Source organism: Streptomyces sp. NPDC089799 (assembly GCF_040684755.1).
Taxonomy (GTDB): domain Bacteria; phylum Actinomycetota; class Actinomycetes; order Streptomycetales; family Streptomycetaceae; genus Streptomyces.
The window spans coordinates 53,536-70,183 of sequence record NZ_JBFBGR010000035.1 but is presented as its reverse complement, the minus strand read 5'-3'; the positions used below and the strand labels follow the sequence as shown (position 1 = coordinate 70,183).

15 protein-coding genes are annotated in these 16,648 nt (G+C 73.9%); 10 read left to right on the top strand and 5 right to left on the bottom strand.

Annotation, left to right across the window (positions count from 1 at the left end):
* Window positions 1–113: 113 nt before the first annotated feature.
* The 8 genes from AB0O36_RS30115 to AB0O36_RS30080 all read left to right on the top strand — a co-directional run bounded on the left by AB0O36_RS30115 (window position 114) and on the right by AB0O36_RS30080 (window position 10,341).
* The gene (locus AB0O36_RS30115) at window positions 114–1,349 is read left to right on the top strand and encodes a cytochrome P450 (protein WP_365115639.1); all 1,236 of its coding nucleotides are present in this window, start codon (window positions 114–116) and stop codon (window positions 1,347–1,349) included.
* A 186-nt stretch (window positions 1,350–1,535) separates the two neighbouring features.
* Window positions 1,536–2,573, top strand: coding sequence for an AfsA-related hotdog domain-containing protein (locus AB0O36_RS30110; RefSeq protein ID WP_365115638.1), 1,038 nt, complete (start codon window positions 1,536–1,538; stop codon window positions 2,571–2,573).
* Entirely contained in the window at window positions 2,570–3,241 is a 672-nt protein-coding gene (locus AB0O36_RS30105; RefSeq protein WP_365115636.1) for an isoprenylcysteine carboxylmethyltransferase family protein, read from the top strand. Before AB0O36_RS30110 ends, AB0O36_RS30105 begins: the two co-directional genes overlap by 4 nt.
* Before the next feature lie 56 nt (window positions 3,242–3,297).
* Entirely contained in the window at window positions 3,298–4,092 is a 795-nt protein-coding gene (locus AB0O36_RS30100) for a nitroreductase family protein (protein WP_365115634.1), read from the top strand.
* Entirely contained in the window at window positions 4,085–7,051 is a 2,967-nt protein-coding gene (locus AB0O36_RS30095) for a PEP/pyruvate-binding domain-containing protein (protein ID WP_365115632.1), read from the top strand. The genes AB0O36_RS30100 and AB0O36_RS30095 overlap by 8 nt, the downstream gene beginning before the upstream one ends.
* Window positions 7,044–8,384 (top strand): cytochrome P450, encoded by a 1,341-nt coding sequence (locus AB0O36_RS30090; protein ID WP_365115631.1) that lies wholly within the window; start codon window positions 7,044–7,046, stop codon window positions 8,382–8,384. The genes AB0O36_RS30095 and AB0O36_RS30090 overlap by 8 nt, the downstream gene beginning before the upstream one ends.
* A complete protein-coding gene (locus AB0O36_RS30085) occupies window positions 8,381–9,286 on the top strand; it encodes a hypothetical protein (RefSeq protein WP_365115629.1) in 906 nt (301 codons plus the stop codon). Before AB0O36_RS30090 ends, AB0O36_RS30085 begins: the two co-directional genes overlap by 4 nt.
* Complete coding sequence (locus tag AB0O36_RS30080) at window positions 9,283–10,341, top strand: ketoacyl-ACP synthase III family protein (RefSeq protein ID WP_365115628.1); 1,059 nt, start codon at window positions 9,283–9,285, stop codon at window positions 10,339–10,341. Before AB0O36_RS30085 ends, AB0O36_RS30080 begins: the two co-directional genes overlap by 4 nt.
* Before the next feature lie 80 nt (window positions 10,342–10,421).
* Here the strand turns inward: AB0O36_RS30080 and AB0O36_RS30075 are convergent, their stop codons facing one another.
* Both AB0O36_RS30075 and AB0O36_RS30070 read right to left on the bottom strand, forming a co-directional pair.
* Window positions 10,422–11,201 carry a sporulation protein gene (locus AB0O36_RS30075; protein WP_365115627.1) on the bottom strand — a complete coding sequence of 260 codons (780 nt, stop codon included), beginning with the start codon at window positions 11,199–11,201 and terminating at the stop codon, window positions 10,422–10,424.
* On the bottom strand, window positions 11,180–11,527 hold the full coding sequence (locus AB0O36_RS30070; protein WP_365115625.1) for a hypothetical protein: 348 nt from the start codon (window positions 11,525–11,527) through the stop codon (window positions 11,180–11,182). The genes AB0O36_RS30075 and AB0O36_RS30070 overlap by 22 nt, the downstream gene beginning before the upstream one ends.
* 180 nt (window positions 11,528–11,707) lie before the next feature.
* Here AB0O36_RS30070 and rox point away from each other — a divergent pair, with 180 nt between their 5' ends.
* Together rox and AB0O36_RS30060 are read left to right on the top strand one after the other, a co-directional pair.
* Window positions 11,708–13,138 (top strand): rifampin monooxygenase, encoded by a 1,431-nt coding sequence (gene rox, locus AB0O36_RS30065; protein ID WP_365115624.1) that lies wholly within the window; start codon window positions 11,708–11,710, stop codon window positions 13,136–13,138.
* Window positions 13,139–13,210: 72 nt separating this feature from the next.
* Window positions 13,211–13,432, top strand: a complete 222-nt coding sequence (locus tag AB0O36_RS30060; RefSeq protein WP_365115622.1) for a hypothetical protein — start codon at window positions 13,211–13,213, stop codon at window positions 13,430–13,432.
* Between the two features lie 72 nt (window positions 13,433–13,504).
* Here the strand turns inward: AB0O36_RS30060 and AB0O36_RS30055 are convergent, their stop codons facing one another.
* The 3 genes from AB0O36_RS30055 to AB0O36_RS30045 all read right to left on the bottom strand — a co-directional run bounded on the left by AB0O36_RS30055 (window position 13,505) and on the right by AB0O36_RS30045 (window position 16,599).
* The gene (locus AB0O36_RS30055; protein WP_365115621.1) at window positions 13,505–14,428 is read right to left on the bottom strand and encodes an RNA polymerase sigma-70 factor; all 924 of its coding nucleotides are present in this window, start codon (window positions 14,426–14,428) and stop codon (window positions 13,505–13,507) included.
* A 79-nt stretch (window positions 14,429–14,507) separates the two neighbouring features.
* Window positions 14,508–14,981 (bottom strand): carboxymuconolactone decarboxylase family protein, encoded by a 474-nt coding sequence (locus AB0O36_RS30050; protein ID WP_365115619.1) that lies wholly within the window; start codon window positions 14,979–14,981, stop codon window positions 14,508–14,510.
* Window positions 14,982–15,159: 178 nt separating this feature from the next.
* Window positions 15,160–16,599, bottom strand: a complete 1,440-nt coding sequence (locus AB0O36_RS30045; RefSeq protein WP_365115618.1) for a hypothetical protein — start codon at window positions 16,597–16,599, stop codon at window positions 15,160–15,162.
* Window positions 16,600–16,648: the final 49 nt, after the last annotated feature.

Genomic DNA, 16,648 nt, shown 5'->3' with positions numbered 1-16,648 from the left:
CGGCTTCCACCACCCGCACGAACCGGCCGTTCGCGCCCGAAAAGCGGATCAATGGGCCCCCGTCCCTATACCCTCGCTCTGCACGGCGCGGACGACCTGATCCGGGAGGCATCGTGAGCGAGCGGCCCGTCCTTCTTCCCTACGCCGACCCGGCCTTCGTGGCCGACCCGTTCCCGCTCTACCGGCAACTGCGCGAGGACGGCCCCGTGCGCCGCGCCGTGATCGCGGGCGGCCTGGAGGCGTGGCTCGTCACCCGCTACGACGACGCCCTGGAGGCGCTGTCCGACACCCGCCTCAGCAGCGACGTACGCGATGCCACCGACACCCGGCTCCTGCGCCAACTGCCCGAAACGGAGCGGGAGTCGATCCTGAGCAACATGCTCCGCAGCGACCCGCCCGACCACACCCGACTGCGCCGCCTGGTCTCCAAGGCGTTCACCGCCCGCCGGGTGGCCGCGATGCGGCCCCGGATCCAGGCCCTGACCGACCGGCTGCTGGACGGGATCGTCCGGGACGGCCGCGCCGACCTCGTCGCGGACTTCGCCCTGCCGCTCCCGGTCACGGTGATCAGCGAACTGCTCGGCGTTCCGGTGGACGACCGGCTCGACTTCCAGCGCTGGACCGACCGCATGATCACCCGCGGCGAGGCGCCGGTGGACCCCGAGGTGGTCGACGAGGCGTGGCAGCACATGCGCGCGTACATCACCGGGCTCATCCGGGACAAGCGGTCCGCCCCCGGCGACGACCTGCTCAGCGCTCTGATCACCGCCCGGGACGAGGAGCAGCAGCTCACCGAGGACGAGCTGATCGCCATGGTGTTCCTGCTGCTGGCCGCCGGCTACATCACCACCGTCAACCTGATCGGCGGCGGCATCGCCACCCTGCTCGCCCACCCCGACCAGCTCGACCGGCTGCGCGAGGACCCGGAGCTGCTGCCCGGTGCCATCGAGGAGCTCCTCCGCCACGACGGCCCGGTCAGCCCCGGCATCGCCCGGTTCGCACGCGAGGACGTCGAGATCGCGGGAGTGACCGTCCCGCGCGGCGCGACCGTGCTTATCGCCTCGGCCATCGCCGACCGCGACCCGGCACGGTTCCCCGACCCCGACCGCCTGGACATCACCCGGCAGGACAACGCCCACCTGGCGTTCGGGCACGGCATCCACTACTGCCTGGGCGCCCCGCTGGCCCGGCTGGAGGGCCGGATCGCCATCGGCACGGCCCTGCGCCGCCTCCCCGGGCTCGCCCTGGCCGTACGGCCCGAGGAGATCCACTGGCGCCCGGGCGGGCTGCGTGGCCCCCTGAACCTCCCGGTGACCTTCACCCCGGGCGGCAGCCCGGCCGCAACCTGACCCCGGCCGCAACCTGACCCCGGCCGCACCCCGATCCGTCCCCGGACGTGCCCTGACGCCGATTGCACCCCGGCACCGGACGGGCCCCGCGCCGCGGGTGCATTTCTCCCTGCCATATGTGTGGGATGCACGAATTCCCCGGCCTCCCTTGAAGGCGCAACCCGCCGGTAGCTACCGTCGACCCTCATGACGTCTTTAGCGCAAAGTGAGACATCTCGGGCGCGCAGTGGCTGGTGTGCGGCCGACGCCACGTCGGATGTCCGTGCCCCGTCGGCGTCCGGGGCGGCGGGGACGATCGTCCCGCTGCACGTGGACCGGACCGACCCCTGCTTCTTCGACCACCCGCTCGACCACATACCCGGCATGCTGCTCGTCACCGCACTGCTCGACGTGCTCCGCGTGGACGTACGGCGCCACGCGGACGCGGGCCTGAACCGGCTCCGCATCTCGCTGGCCTTCGACCGGATCTGCGAGCTGGGCGAGCCGGTGCTGCTGCACAGCGAGCCGGCCCCCGACGAGCAGGGACCGGCCTGGCTGATGAGTGCCGAACAGGAGGACCACACCGTCTGCCGGGCAGCCGTGAGCCTCGCCCGGACCGCCACCGCTGCCAGCACCCCCACGGCAGCCACCACCCCCACCGTCGGCCCCGCCACCGCCACCGCCGCCACCCCCGGCGGCACCGGCACCGGCCCCGCCCCCGCCACCGCGTTCGCCCCCGAGCACGGTGCCGCCCCCGTCCTGTACCCCACCCCGCATCCCACCGGGCAGCCCCCGGCCGACCACGCCCGCCCCGCCGACGCCGCCCTGGTGCACCGTCACCACCCCGAGAACGTCCTGCTCGGCCCGTCGCTGCGCAGCGAGCAGGCCGCCGTACTGGTCCCGCCCCCGGGCCACCGGCTGCACGGAGGTCCGGAGGGCCTGCACACCCCCGCCGCACTGATCGAGTCGGCCCGCCAGATGGCCACCCTGCTCGGGCACGCCGCGCACGGCCGCGATCCGGACGCCCAGATGCTGTGGCTCACCCTGGAGGCCGACGTACCGACGGACCTGCCCACATCCGTCCCGCTGGCACTGCGCTGGGAGTTCGCCCCCGCGCGCGGCGCCCGCGCCCCCTACCCGCTGGCCCTGCTGCACGCCGTGACCGGTGAGCGGCTCGGCCGGATCGAGATCGCCGTCCACACCCTCAGCCGCACCCGCTACCTGCAGCGGAGGGCCGCCCAGTGAGCGCCGCGAAGCACTCCACCGTACGCGGCCGGTCCTCCTGGACCGTCCGGGCACCCCGCCTGCTCTTCCTGTGCGCGGTCGCCGCCGTCGGCACCGGCACGGCCGTCCACCTGCGGGACGCCGGCGATCCCGTCCACCTGGTCGCCGCCCTGCTCGCCGCCTGCTACCTGGGCTGGCTGGCGGTCGAGATCCCCGTCACCTTCCGTTCGTCGACGGCCCCGCCCAGCGAGTCGGCGACGCTGCTGCTCTACGCGACCGCCCGGATCGCGACCGCCTCTGCCGCCGTACTGGGCCCGCTGCCCTGGCACGACTGGTCCTGGGCACTGCTCGTGCCCGCCCTGGTCTTCGTCGGCGGAGTCGTGCTGCGCCAGGTCGCCATCCACACGCTCGGCCGGTTCTACTCGCACCACGTGATGCGTCAGCAGGACCACCGGATCGTCACCTACGGCCTCTACCGCTTCATCCGGCACCCGGCCTACGCCGGCATGCTCCTGGCACACGTCGGGTTCGTCGCCTACTTCCTCAACCCGCTGAGCGTGCTGCTGCTGGTGCTGCTCGCCGCCGCCATCACGTTCAGGATCCGCACCGAGGAGCAGATGCTGATGGACATCCCCGGCTACCCCTCCTACGCGGCCGACCACGCCCGCCTCGTCCCGGGGGTCTGGTGACCGCGAACGTGACCGCCGGCGCCAGCGCGACAGCGAACGTGACAGCGACAGCGAACGTGACAGTGAACGCCGATCCGACGGAGCCACAGCAGGTGCTCTTCCCCGACGCGCTTTCCCCCGACGCGCTTGCCCCCGAACCGCTCCTCCCCGAAGCGCCTTCCCCGGCCGGGGTGCCTTCCCCCGAGGTCCTCTCGCCCGACGAGCTGCTCACCACCACCCGCTCGGTGCGCCGGCGGCTGGACCCGTCCCGCCCGCTCGACCTCGCCCTCGTCAAGGAGTGCGTGGAGATCGCCCAGCAGGCGCCCAATGGCGGCAACACCCAGCGCTGGCACTGGCTGGTCGTCGCCGACCCGGAGCTGCGGTGCCGGATCGCGGCCGTCTACCGCCGCGCCTTCGAAGCCCGCAACCCGCCGGCCGACCTCCCCGCCGGTCCCCCTCCCGCCACCCCCGAACAGGGCGCCCACGCCCGCATGATGGCCAGCGGCCGGCACCTCGCCGACCGGCTGCACGAGATCCCGGTGCTGGTGATCCCGTGCCTGCGGCTGTCCGGCAAGGGGCTGCCCGAGGGCAGCCAGGCCGGACTGTGGGGATCCCTGCTCCCGGCCGCCTGGAGCTACATGCTCGCCGCCCGCGCCCGCGGCCTGGGCACCGCCTGGACCACCGCGCACCTGGACGCCGAGCAGGAGGTCGCCGCCCTCCTCGGTCTGCCGGAGGACGTGCGCCAGGGTGCCCTGATCCCGACCGCGCACGTCCTGGGGGACGGCTTCCGGCCGGCTCCGCGCCGCCCCGTGGAGAGCGTGCTGCACCTGGACGGCTGGGACGGCGCCTGGGGCGGTGGGCTCGATGACTGACCTCCTGACCGCCACCGGCACGGCGACCGCCACCGGCACGACCGGGGCACCGGCCAAGTCCCGGGCCGGGGACGCGGACGCCCTCACCGACCCCGCGCAGGTGGGCAACAAGTTCGCCCGCCAGGAAGTGCTGCGCCGGGCCGGCTTCCCCGTCCCCGAGTTCTTCTGCCTGCCCGCCACCGCCTTCGACCGGGCCCTGGACGCCGTACGGCCGCTGCTGCCGCCACTGCCGCAGGGCGCCGCGGACGGGACCGGGGCCGAGGACTGGTGCGCGGCCGCCCACAGTGCCCTCACCGGGTCCGGAGTCCCCGAGTCCCTCGCGGCACGGCTCCGGCAGGAGTTCACCGCCCTGGTGGGCGCGGACGGCCTGGTCGCCGTACGGGCCTGCGTGGTCCCCGCGGCCGCGAACGACCCGGACACCGCGAACGCCCCGGACGGCGCCACCGGACCCGAGGCCGACACCGCCACCGCGACCGCGACCGCCACCGCCATCGGGGAGGACAGCGCCGTCGACCCCTTCGCCGGGATGAGCGACAGCTTCCTCTACGTCGACCGGGACGGTCTCACCGACGCCGTCGTCCGCTGCTGGGCCTCCGCCTTCAACCCGCAGGCCGTGCACTACCGCCGCTTCCGCGGCCTCGACCCGACGGCCGCGCGCGTCGCCGTCGGCATCCAGCGCATGGTGCCCGGCACCCGCTCCTTCGTCGCCTTCACCCGGGACCCCCGCGACGGTTCGCACCGGCACCTGATCGCCGCCGCGCACGGCATCGGCGAGGGCGTCGTCCAGGAGAAGGCCGACATCGACCACTTCTTCCACGACCCCGCCACCGGCCGCGTCACCGCGCAGACCGTCCACAAGCGCCGCTCGATGGGCCTGCCGGAAGGCGTCGCCTCGGGCGCGCCGGTGCTGCTGCCCGTGCCCGCGGAACTCGCCGCCCCACCGGTGCTGGACGACGACGAGGCCCGAGCGGTCGCCGGCCTGGCCGCCCGGGTCGAGGAACTCTTCGGCGTCCCCCAGGACATCGAGGGCACCATCACCCCCGACGGCACCGTCCACCTGGTCCAGGCCAGGCCGCTGGTGACCGCCCCGGCCCCCGGCCCCGGCCGGGACACGGAGACGGACGCGGACGCGCACGCAGAAGCCGGCGCAGAAGCGAGCGCGGACGCGCACCCGGACACATCCACCGTGTACTGGGGCAACCACAACATCACCGAGAGCTTCCCCGGAACCTCGGGGGCCCTCACCTACTCCCAGTCCCGCGAGTTCTACCGCCGCTCCTTCGGCGACCTCTACCGCCGCATGGGCGTGTCCGCACGGCGGCTCCGGGAGAACGCGCACCGCCTCGACCGGATGGTCGGCTACCTGGAGGGCCAGGTCTACTACCGGCTCGACGACTGGCACGAACTCCACGGCCGGATGCCGATGTTCGAACTCGTCCGCCGGCAGTGGGAAGCCTCCATGGGCATCACCGGCCCGGCCCGCGGCACCCGCCGCCACTCGCCGCTCCGGGTCGCCGCCTCGGTGCCCCGGCTGATCTGGCGCACCGCCGCCCACCCGTGGCAGGTCAGGGGCTTCCTCCGCTGGTGGGACCGGGAGACCGAGGGGATCGACGCCGTGACCGCCGCCGGCACCCCCGAGGAACTGATCGCGCTCTACCGGCGCGTCTGGGAACGCGCCGGCCGGCAGTGGGGCATCACCCTGGTCAACGGGCTGATCGCGCTGCTCGTGCTCCGCTCCGGGACCGCGCTGCTGCGCCGCTGGACCGGCCTCGGCCCGCAGGTCTTCGTGTCGCTCCTGGTCGGCGGCAGGGAGAACCGGTCCCTGCAGGCCGTACGCGCCGCCATGGAGCTGGCCGAACTCGCAGGCACCGTCCCCGAACTGCGCCGCGCCGTCCTCGACCACGAGGACCCGCAGCAGGTGTGGGCCGACCTGACCGCCGGCCGCTACGGCACCGCCGTCGCCGACGCCGCCCGGGACTACGTCGCCCGCTACGGCGACCGCGCCCTGCACGACCTGAAGCTGGAGGAGCCCACACCCCGTCAGCGCCCCTGGACCGTCGTCCCGCTGATCCGCCCGCTGGTCCGCCAGGGCACCACCGTCGAGGCCAACCGAGCCGAGGAGCGGGCCGCCGCCGAACGCGCCCGCGAGCGCCTGCGCACGGCCTGCCCCGGCCGGCTGCGCCGGGGCGTGCTGCTGGCCCACGCGGCACTCGCCCGGGACCTGGCCCGGGTCCGCGAGGACACCCGCTTCTGCCGCACCCAGCTCTTCGGGATGTCCCGCGAGGTGATGTGGCGGCTGGGCGCCGAACTCGCCCGCACCGGCGTGCTCGACGACGCACTGGACGTGACCGACCTGACCGTCGAGGAGGTCATCGGCGCCTTCGACGGCACCGGCACCGTCCCCGACCTGCGCGCCCTGGCCGCCCTCCGCCGCGCCGACCGCCTGCGCTGGGCCGGCACCGAGCAGCGCCCCTCCCTGCTGGGCGTGCCCGGCGGACTCCCGCTCGCACGGGCACTGCCGTACGCCGTTCCCGTACGCGACGGCGACGACTCCCGCGGCCGGGTGCTGCGCGGCATCGGCTCCAGCGGCGGGGTGGTGCGGGGCCGCGCCAAGGTGGTCCTCGACCCCGGCACCGACCCGGACCTCGCCGGGGACCGCATCCTGATCGCCCGGGAGACCGACCCCGGCTGGCTGTTCCTGATGATGTCCGCGAAGGGGATGGTGGTCGAACGCGGCACCCTGCTCTCGCACACCGCGATCACCGGACGCCTGCTCGGCGTCCCGACCGTCGTCGCCGTCCCCGACGCCACCAAGGCCGTCCCCGACGGTGCCTGGATCGAGATCGACGGCACGGCGGGCACGGTCCGACTCCTCCCGGAACCCCCTGGACCGGCGGACACGGCGGAGCAGCCCGGCGGGGCGCCGGAGAACGACGAGGCGGTGGAGACCGATGACTGACCCGGCAACCCCGGCACGTTTCCCCTTCCCCGTCGAAGCCGACGTCCGCCCCCCGTCCCGCTACCGGGACCTGCTGGCCACGGGCGCGCCGTACCCGGTCCAGCTGACGAGCGGCCGCCCGGCCCTGCTGATCACCCGGCACGAGGACGTCACCGCCGTGCTCGGCGACGACCGCTTCAGCCGGGCCGGGTACGCGGCCCTCGCCCGGCCGCTGCTCGCCCGGGACGCCGACTCGCTCCCGCTGGTCACCGCCGACGCACCCCACCACACCCGCCGTCGCCGGGCCGTCCAGCCGGCGTTCACCGCCCGCCGGGTCCGCCGGCTGCTGCCCCGCCTGGAGCAGCTGGCCGACGAGCTGCTGGACGGGCTGACCGCAGGCGCCGACCATGGCACCGCGGACCTGGTGGGCGGCTACACCGTGCCCTTCGCGATGCGGGTGATCTGCGAGGTGCTCGGCGTCCCCTTCGCCGACGCCGACCGGCTGCGCCGCGAGGTGGACGTCCTGATGTCCACGACAGGCCACACCCCCGAGGAGGCCGCCGCGGCCCAGGCCCGGATGAACGACTACTTCACCGGCCTGATCGCCGAAAAGCGCCGCGCTGCCGAGGAGCACCGCGCCGTCGAGGCGCGCCGCCCCGCCGACGCCCGGACCGGCACGGACGGCGCCGATCCCGCCGCCCCCGCCCCAGTCCCAGTCACCGCCCCCACCACCGACGTGCTCACCGCCCTGGTCACCCAGCCCCCCGAGGACCCCGACCGCCACCTCGCCCCGAAGGAAGCGGTGGCCCTCGCCTCCGGCATGCTCATGGCCGGCTACGAGACCACCGGCAACTCCTTCGCCATGTGCGTCCTGCTGCTGCTCCGGCACCCCGCCCTGACCGCCCGGCTGCGCGCCGACCCCGCCCTGATCCCCGCCGCCGTCGAGGAGATGCTCCGCTGGACCTCGCTCAACAACACCGGCGGCGCCCCCCACCTGGTCACCGAGGACACCGTGCTGGGCGGCTGCCCCGTACGGGCCGGCCAGGTCGTCGTACCGCTCACCGACGCCGCGAACCGCGATCCGGCACGGTTCGCCGACCCCGACGCCTTCGACCCGGACCGGCCCGACGCCGGCGGCCACCTCGCCTTCGGCCACGGCCGCCACCTCTGCCCGGGCGCCGAACTCGCCCGAGCCGAACTGCGGATCGGCATCGCCGCCCTGCTCCGCCGCTTCCCCGTCCTGGAACTCGCCGCCACCGAGGACGAGTTGGACTGGCGCCGCACCATGTTCATCAATGGCGTCTGGCGGCTCCCGGTCCGCTGGGCACTGGGGACCGGGGAGCGGCCCGAATGATCCGCCGTCTCGCCCTCTTCGTGCGGGGCAGCTACCCGCTGCCGCTCGCCGCCGTGTTCGCCGCCGCCTGGGCCGTGGGCGCCACCGGCCTGTACGCCGCCACGGACCCCCGCGCCCACGACTGGAGGCCCGGCTGGGGCACCGCCGTCGCCGCCGTCACCGTCGTCGTGGACCTGCTCCTGCTGCGGGCCGCCGACGACCTCCGCGACCTGCCGTACGACCGCGTGCACAACCCCGGCCGCCCGCTGGCGCGCGGTGCGGTCCGGCCCCGGGACCTGGTCGTCCTGATGGCCGTCGGCGCCGCCGGCCTGCTGCTGCTCAACAGCGGCAACCGGCCCGCGCAGCTGCTGCTCGCCGCCCAGTTCGCGTACACCGCCGCCCTGGTGGGCGCCGAACTGCGGTCCGGCTGGCCGCCCGGCGACGCGGTGGTGCTCAGCGTGCTGCTCAGCTCCCCGATCCAGATCGTGCTCAACCTCTACCTGTACGCGGTCTTCCTCCACGACACCGGCCTCTCCGCCGGCCGCCGCGCCCTGCCGGTCCTCGCCGTCCTCCTGCTCGCGGCCACCCACCACGAGCTGGCCCGCAAGCTGGTCCGGGACCCCGCCGCACGCGAACGCACCTACGTGCACGTGTTCGGCCTGCGGACCACCACCGCCCTGGCGGTGGGCTTCGCCGCCGCCTCCACGGCGGTGTCCCTGGCCGTGCTGCGCCCCTGGTCGGCGGGGACGGCGGGGCACGGCGCCTGGGGCTGGCTGGTGCTCCTGCCGGCCGTGGTCGTCGCCCGGGCGGCCTGGAGCTTCACCCGGGGCGGGGCGGCGCGCTGGCCGCTGCGCGCCACGGTCGGCTACCTGCCGACCGCCTTCACCTGCTACCTGCTGATCGGTCTGGGGGCCACCTCGTGAGGACGGACAACCTGTACATCGCCGGGGTCGCCGCCCGCGTCCCGGAGCTGTTCCCGGTCGCCGAGGCGGTCCGGCGGGGCTGGTACGACGCCGGCCGGGCCGAGGCCGAGGGATGGACCAGCGTGGCCGTCGCCGGCGGCCTGTCGGCGCCCGAACTCGCCGCCGAAGCCGGCGTCGACGCCCTCAAACGCTCGGGCCTGGGCAGCGACGAGATCGCCCTGGTCCTGCACTCCGGCGTCTGGCACCAGGGACCCGACGGCTGGTTCCCCGCGCACTACGTCCAGGACCGGGTGACCGGCGGCACCGCCCCCGCCATCGGCCTCCACCAGGGCTGCACGGCCGTACTCGACGGGATCCGCCTCGCCCACGGCCAGCTGACCACGGACCCCACCGCGCACGCGGCCCTGATCACCGCCTCCGACAACTTCGGCACCCCTCTCGTCGACCGCTGGAACTACGCCGACGGCTGGGGCTCCGGCCGCGGCTCCATCCTCGGCGACGCCGGAGGCGCAGTGGTCGTGTCCACCGAGGGCGGCCCGCTGCGCGTCCGCGCGCTGGCCCTGACCTCCCTCTCCTCCTGGGAACACCTCTACCGCGGCGACGAGGCCATGTACCCGCCGCCCATCCTCCTCGGCAACCAGGCCGTCCTCGGCAGCCGGATGGCCTCCTACGTCGCCCGCCACGACCCCGACGGCGGACTCCTCCAGGCCGTCACCCGCGACCTGGTCCGGGCGCGTACGGCGCTGGCCCGGCAGGTCATGGAGGAGGCCGGTGTCGGCCCCGGGGACATCACCCGGGTCACCCACGTCTTCACCGGCCACCCCCGCTACCTGGCGAGCCTGCTCCGGCCGCTGGGCATACCGCCCGAGCGCGGCCTGCTCGACCTCGGGCGCGCCCACGGCCACCTCACCTCCACCGACCAGGTGCTGGGCCTGTCCCACCTCATGGAGACCGGTGCCGTCTCCCCGGGCGACCACATCCTGATGATGGCCAACGGCGGCAGCATCTCCCTGGCCTGCGCGGTCGTGGAGGTCCTGGACCGCCCGGACTGGTGACGGAGGACCGGTGACCGGTGACGGGGACCGGCCGACCCGTGACCGGCCGGGCCCGGTGACCGGCGGCGGCGCCGCTCCCCTCAGAGGCCCTGGCCGTGCCCCTGTCCCAGGGCGTCGAGACCGCTGATCCAGCGCCGTACCTCCTCGGTGAAGGCAACGCGTCCGACCTCGTGGTGGGCGGCGACGAAGCGCAGCGCCGGCGGCTTGTCCTGCCAGGAGGTGTGCCGCCGGTCCGCCTCGCGCAGGAAGATCTCGCTGCCGACCGCGTTGGTGTGGAAGGTCAGCTCCAGCGGTCGCGGGCCGTCGAGCAGGAAGACCTGCCGGAGGTAGAGGTGCTGTTCGACGTCGGGGACGGGCGACTTGTGGACCGCGGTCAGGTCGCAGCCGTACCCGGCGGCGCCGAAGCCGTCGAGGACCGCCTCGTGCAGCGGCAGCGTGGTGATGTGCACCGGGTCGTAGTCCCGCTGGGCCTTGTCCCCTTCGATCTCGACACCGGTGGTCAGGCCCAGGACGGTGCCGGCGAGCTTCCGGCCGCGGGTCTCGGACACCGGGGTCTCCCACCGGAGCCGGTGCTCGAAGGGCACCCGGCGCTCCTCGCCCTTGGCGAGGGCGAAGGAGTGCTGCTTCGGGTAGGGGTGGCCGATCGTGTCGCCCTTCATGCCCTCGCCACCGCCCTTGCGGACCTGGGGCGGGTTGTAGATGAGCGTCAGGTGGATGTCGTTCACCTTCACGGCTCGGTCCGGGGCGCGCAACACCACTTCACCGGTGAGCAGTTCGCCCGGGCGGGCCGTTTCGTTCCGGACGATCGTGTTCACATCGAGCGGTATGCCGCCCTTGCTCAGCAGACGTTTGAAGACCATGGGGGCAGGCTAGGCCACACCGGCCCGCCGATGATCATGCGTTCCGGCCGCCGGACACGATCCGCAAGGGACGCCTGGCCGGTCCCGGTGGGCAGGTCCAGCCCGGGGTACACCCGGTTCAGCACGGTGGGCAGTAGGGCGTTCGCGGTGGTCCGGCCGTCCGGGGACACCGTCAGGTTCGTCCAGACCACCAGCGTGACCCGGTTCTCCGGGTCGTGGCCGATGAAGGAGTTGAACCCCGGGAGTTCCCCGCCGTGGTAGTACGTCGCGGCGTGCGGCCCGAAGCGCTGGTCGGGCGCGTCCGAGTAGTTGTACAGCCACAACAAACGGCAAAAGGGGGTGGAAGGGGGCAGGAAGAGGCTGAGGGAAGGATGCAGGGAAAACAAAAAAGGCAAGGAGGTCACGGTCTCCTTGCCACTCTCAACATATAGCGCACAGGGGGCCTTGCGGCAAGACCCCGGGCATACCGCAGAATCTCGCTCGAAACCGGAAACACGGGGGGTTTGATGTTCGACGTCATCATTGCCGGAGCGGGCCCGACGGGCCTGATGCTCGCCGCCGAGCTGCGCCTGCACGGCGTGCACGTACTCGTCCTGGACAAGGAAGGGGCGCCGACCGCACAGTCCCGCGCCCAGGGCCTGCACGCCCGCAGCATCGAGGTGATGGCCCAGCGCGGCCTGCTCGACCGCTTCCTCGCGCTCGGGCAGAAGTTCGCGGTCGGCGGCTTCTTCGCCGCCATCGACCGGCCGTGGCCGGACCGGCTGGACACCGCGCACTCCTACGTCCTCGCCATCCCGCAGGCCACCACCGAGCGCCTGCTCACCGAGCACGCCACCGCCCTCGGCGCCGAGATCCGGCGCGGGTGCGAACTGGTCGGGCTGAGCCAGGACGAGGACGGAGTCACCGCCGAACTGGCCGACGGCACCCGTCTCCGCTCGCGCCACCTCGTCGGCTGCGACGGCGGCCGCAGCACCGTGCGCAAGCTGCTCGGCGTCGCCTTCCCCGGCGAGCCCGCCACCACCGAGACCCTGCTGGGCGAGGTCGAAGTGGACGTCCCGCGGGAGACGCTGATGGCCACCATCGCCGAAGCCCGCAAGACCGAGCTGCGGTTCGGCGCCATGCCGCTCGGGGACGGCGTGTACCGGGTCATCGCCCCGGCCGCCGGCCTCGCCGGGGACCGTACGGCCGCACCCACGCTCGACGAACTCAAGCAGCAGGTCAAGGCGGTCGCCGGAACCGACTTCGGGATCCACTCGCCCCGCTGGCTCTCCCGCTTCGGCGACGCCACCCGCCTGGCCGAACGCTACCGCGTGGGCCGGGTGTTCCTCGCCGGCGACGCCGCGCACATCCACCCGCCGACCGGCGGACAGGGCCTCAACCTCGGCGTCCAGGACGCGTTCAACCTGGGCTGGAAGCTGGCCGCCCAGGTGGCCGGCTGGGCCCCGGAAGGGCTCCTCGACAGCTACCACACCGAACGCCACCCGGTGGCCGCCGCCGTACTGGACAACACCCGCGCCCAGATGGAGCTGCTGTCCTCCACCCCCGGCGCCCGCGCCGTACGCCGCCTCCTCGCGGAACTCATGGAGTCCGAAGAGGTGAACCGCCGCCTCATCGAGAAGATCACCGCGACCGGCATCCGCTACGACTTCGGCGACGGCCACGAACTGCTCGGCCGCCGCCTGCGGGACATCGGCCTGGAGCGGGGCCGCCTCTACGACCTCACGCACGCCGGCCGCGGCCTCCTCCTCGACCAGACCGGGCGCCTCTCGGCGGACGGCTGGGCGGACCGCGTCGACCACGTCGTCGACGTCTCCGGGGAACTGGACGCACCCGCGGTCCTGCTCCGCCCGGACGGCCACGTGGCCTGGGTGGGCGAGGACCAGGAGGACCTCCTCGCCCACCTCCCCACCTGGTTCGGCGCCCCGGCGCACGCTTGAGCCGCGCCCCGCACGGGAATCCCCCTTCCAGGGCGGGACAAAGGGGACCCCGCCCCGAATGGGGGATGGGACATGTTCCTGGCTTTATGGGTGCCGCTCGCACTGCTCGCGGTGGGGTCCGCATGGCTCGCGGCACGCGGGACGGGCACGCTCAGCCCGGCTCAGGGCAGCGCCACCAGCTGGTGGGCGACGGAACCGGAGCACACGGCATGCAACGAGTGCGGCGGACACCGGGGTGAATGCGGCGGTACGCAGAACTGCCCGAGCGGCTGCTTCAACCCCGGCACCGACTGAACCGCCACACCCAAGGGCCGCCCTCCCCGCCAGGAGAGGGCGGCCCTGCCCGCACCGGCCCCGGCGCGGTGGTCAGTTCGGCCCGCGGCGGGCCCGCTTCAGTTCGTGGTGGATGGCCCAGGCATCGGCGACCGGGCCGAGGTGGCCGAGCTTCTCGGGGTTGATCACCGTACGGATCGTCCGGATCCGGCCGTCCAACACCTCCAGGACCAGCGCATGGAGCACCTTCCCCTCCCGGTCGCGGAAGATCGCGCCCGGCCGGCCGTTGACCTCCCGGGCCTCGAACGTCACGTCGACCAGGCCCAGCCGGGCGAAGGTGGCCGCGAGCAGCCGGGACACGTTGACCGCGCCGACGACCGTCCTGGCCAGCGCCGGTGCCTTGCCTCCGCCGTCGCCGACCAGAGCCACGTCGGCGGAGAGCAGTTCCTGCAGGCCGACCACATTGCCCTCGCGGAGCGCTTCGAAGAACCGCGCCGAGAGCTCCTGCCGCTCCTGCCGGTCCGCCTCGAACCGCGGCCGCCCGGCCTGCATGTGCCGCCGCGCCCGCACCACCAGCTGCCGGCACGCCGACTCCGACCGCCCCACCGCCGACGCGACCTCGTCGAACCCGAAGCCGAAGACCTCCCGCAGCACGAACACCGCCCGCTCCAGTGGGCTGAGCCGCTCCAGCAGCAGGAGCGCCGCCATCGACACCGAGTCCGCCAGCTCCACCGCCCGCGCCGGATCCTCGTACGGGTCGGCGAGCAGCGGCTCGGGGAACCAGGGCCCGACGTACTCCTCCCGCCGCACCCGGGCGGAGCGCAGCACGTCGATCGCGATCCGCGTCACCGTGGCGGAGAGGTACGCCTTGGCCGAGGCGGGCCGGGTCGCCGAGCCGTCGAAGCGCAGCCAGGTCTCCTGCACCGCGTCCTCGGCCTCGCCCACACTGCCCAGAATCCGATACGCGATCGAAAACAGCAGCGGCCGCAGCTCCTCGAACTCCTCGACCTTGCCCACGCCCGAACCCCCCTGTTGACCCGCCTCGACCCCGGCCCCGGTTCGCCCGCCGGCACGGGCAGTTCCCGTGATGATCTTCTCAGTGGAACTGGCCGGCCTCGTACGCGCCGGCCGGCTGCCGGGCGATGACGTTCAACCGGTTCGCCATGTTCATGAACGAGACCAGCATCACCAGAGCGGTGAGCTGCTCGGCGTCGTAGTGCTCGGCGGCCTTCGCCCACACCGCGTCCCCGACCCCGCCGGCCGCGTCCGCGACCCGGGTCCCTTCCTCCGCCAGCTCCAGCGCGGCCCGCTCGGCCTCGGTGAACACCGCGGCCTCCCGCCACGCCGCCACCAGGTGCAGCCGCACCGCCGACTCACCCGCGGCGGCCGCGTCCTTGGTGTGCATGTCGATGCAGAAGCCGCAGCCGTTGATCTGGCTCACGCGCAACGCCACCAGCTCCTGCGTCGCGGCCGGCAACGACGACTCCTTGATGGTCTTGCCGGCCGACATCACGTACTTCAGGGCCTTTCCGGCGGTCGGGTCGGCGAAGTAGTCCAGTCGTGCGTCCATCGCGTGTACTCCCTCACGGTCTCAGTGGCTCACACCCCCGAGACGAGACAGCCCGCGCCCCTGTGACACGTACGGATGTGACCTGCGTCTCCCCGCCCCCGGGGAATCCCGGGACGTTCGCAGTGATCCATCGGTGGCGGCCGCGCGAGGGCAGGGAGGACCGGTTCGCCGAACCCCCTCAGTCCTCGGACTCCTCCAGCGCCATGCCCGGCTCGGCGGACATGACCAGCTGACTGAGCTCGTGACCGTCCGGTGTGCGGACGGTCACCCGGTACAGGCCCGTGGACTTCGTCGTGGCCCCGGCCACGGCCGCGCCGTCCTCCCACGCCACCGTCAGGCGCTGCTCGTCCGCGGGGTCCTCGACGTTCGCGATGCCGCACACCAGCCCCGACAGGGTGTCCACATCGCTCAGCCGCACCGTCCAGGGCACGCCCGCCTCCACCAGGTCGGGCACCTCCAGCCCGCACCCCACGTCCCCCATCGGCGGCCCGAGGTGGATGTCGTCGCGGACGATCTCCACCACCGCGTCCAGCGCCGACGTGGCCTTGGCCACCGCACCGTGCTGCAGCGGCAGGGTCGTGGTGACCGGCCCGAGCGAGGCGGACTCCTTGTAGACGGTGCCGTCCCCGCCCACCTCGAACCACAGGATCCTGCCGGTCGCCCTGTCCCGCACGATGCTCCGGTCCGAGTTCATCCGCGCCCCGCCGAGGTGCGCCAGCACCTTCCCGTCGCGGATCGTCAGGCTCTGCAGCGTGGGCTGGTTGACCCCCACGACCGTACGGTGGCCCGGCAGGGCGACGCGCCCCAGGTCCCGGTGGAACAGGGCCGACTTCCGGGCCAGTTCCGCGTTCCCGCCGATCGCGGTGACGTCACCCGGCGTCAGGTGCCGGACCTGGTCGCCGTGGCCGCCCCGGCCACCGCGGCCCTCCTCCCGGACGCTCTTGTACTGCGGCAGCAGGTCGTGCAGGCCCGGCATGTTCGCGCACACGGCCCGGAGCCTGCGGTGGGGGAGGCGTACGGGAGTGCCCCGGCCCGAGTTGAGGATCACGGCCGCCTTGACCGCCCCGAGGAACGGCGTACCCAGCGTGATCACACCACGGGTGTCGCCCGCCAGATCGGAGTCCAGCGCCGGATCGAGGGCGCTGCGCGCCACCAGCCCGCCCATGGAGTGCGCCACGAAGACGAGCCGGCCCTCGCGCTCGTCGACGCGGTGGCGGCGGGCCCGGTCATGGGCCGGATGCCGGCGCCACGCGGTGAGGTGGTCGCGCGCCGCCGCCGCCAGCAGCCGCCCGTTCACGGCCACCGGCAGCCGCCAGTCGTACGCGAACTTCAGCACCGCCGCGGGATCGGCGACACAGCCGCCGACCGCCACGACCAGGTCGGCGTACGGTTCGATGCCCGCCAGGTACGGCGTCCAGGCGGAGTGTTCCAGCAGACCGGTGGCCTTGATCCGGCCCGTCTTGCCCGCAAGCTCCTCCTCCGTCATGGCGAGGGGCTTCAGCCCGCCCGGCAGCGTCCACGCCCTGACCAGCCAGGAGATGCCGCCCAGCCCCCACACATGGGTGCCGCGGCCGGTGTCGTACAACGCACTGCCCATGATGCCCGGGACGATCACCACGGCGTCCTGGGTGACATGCCGGGGTAACCCGGCCTCGGCCGAAGGGACG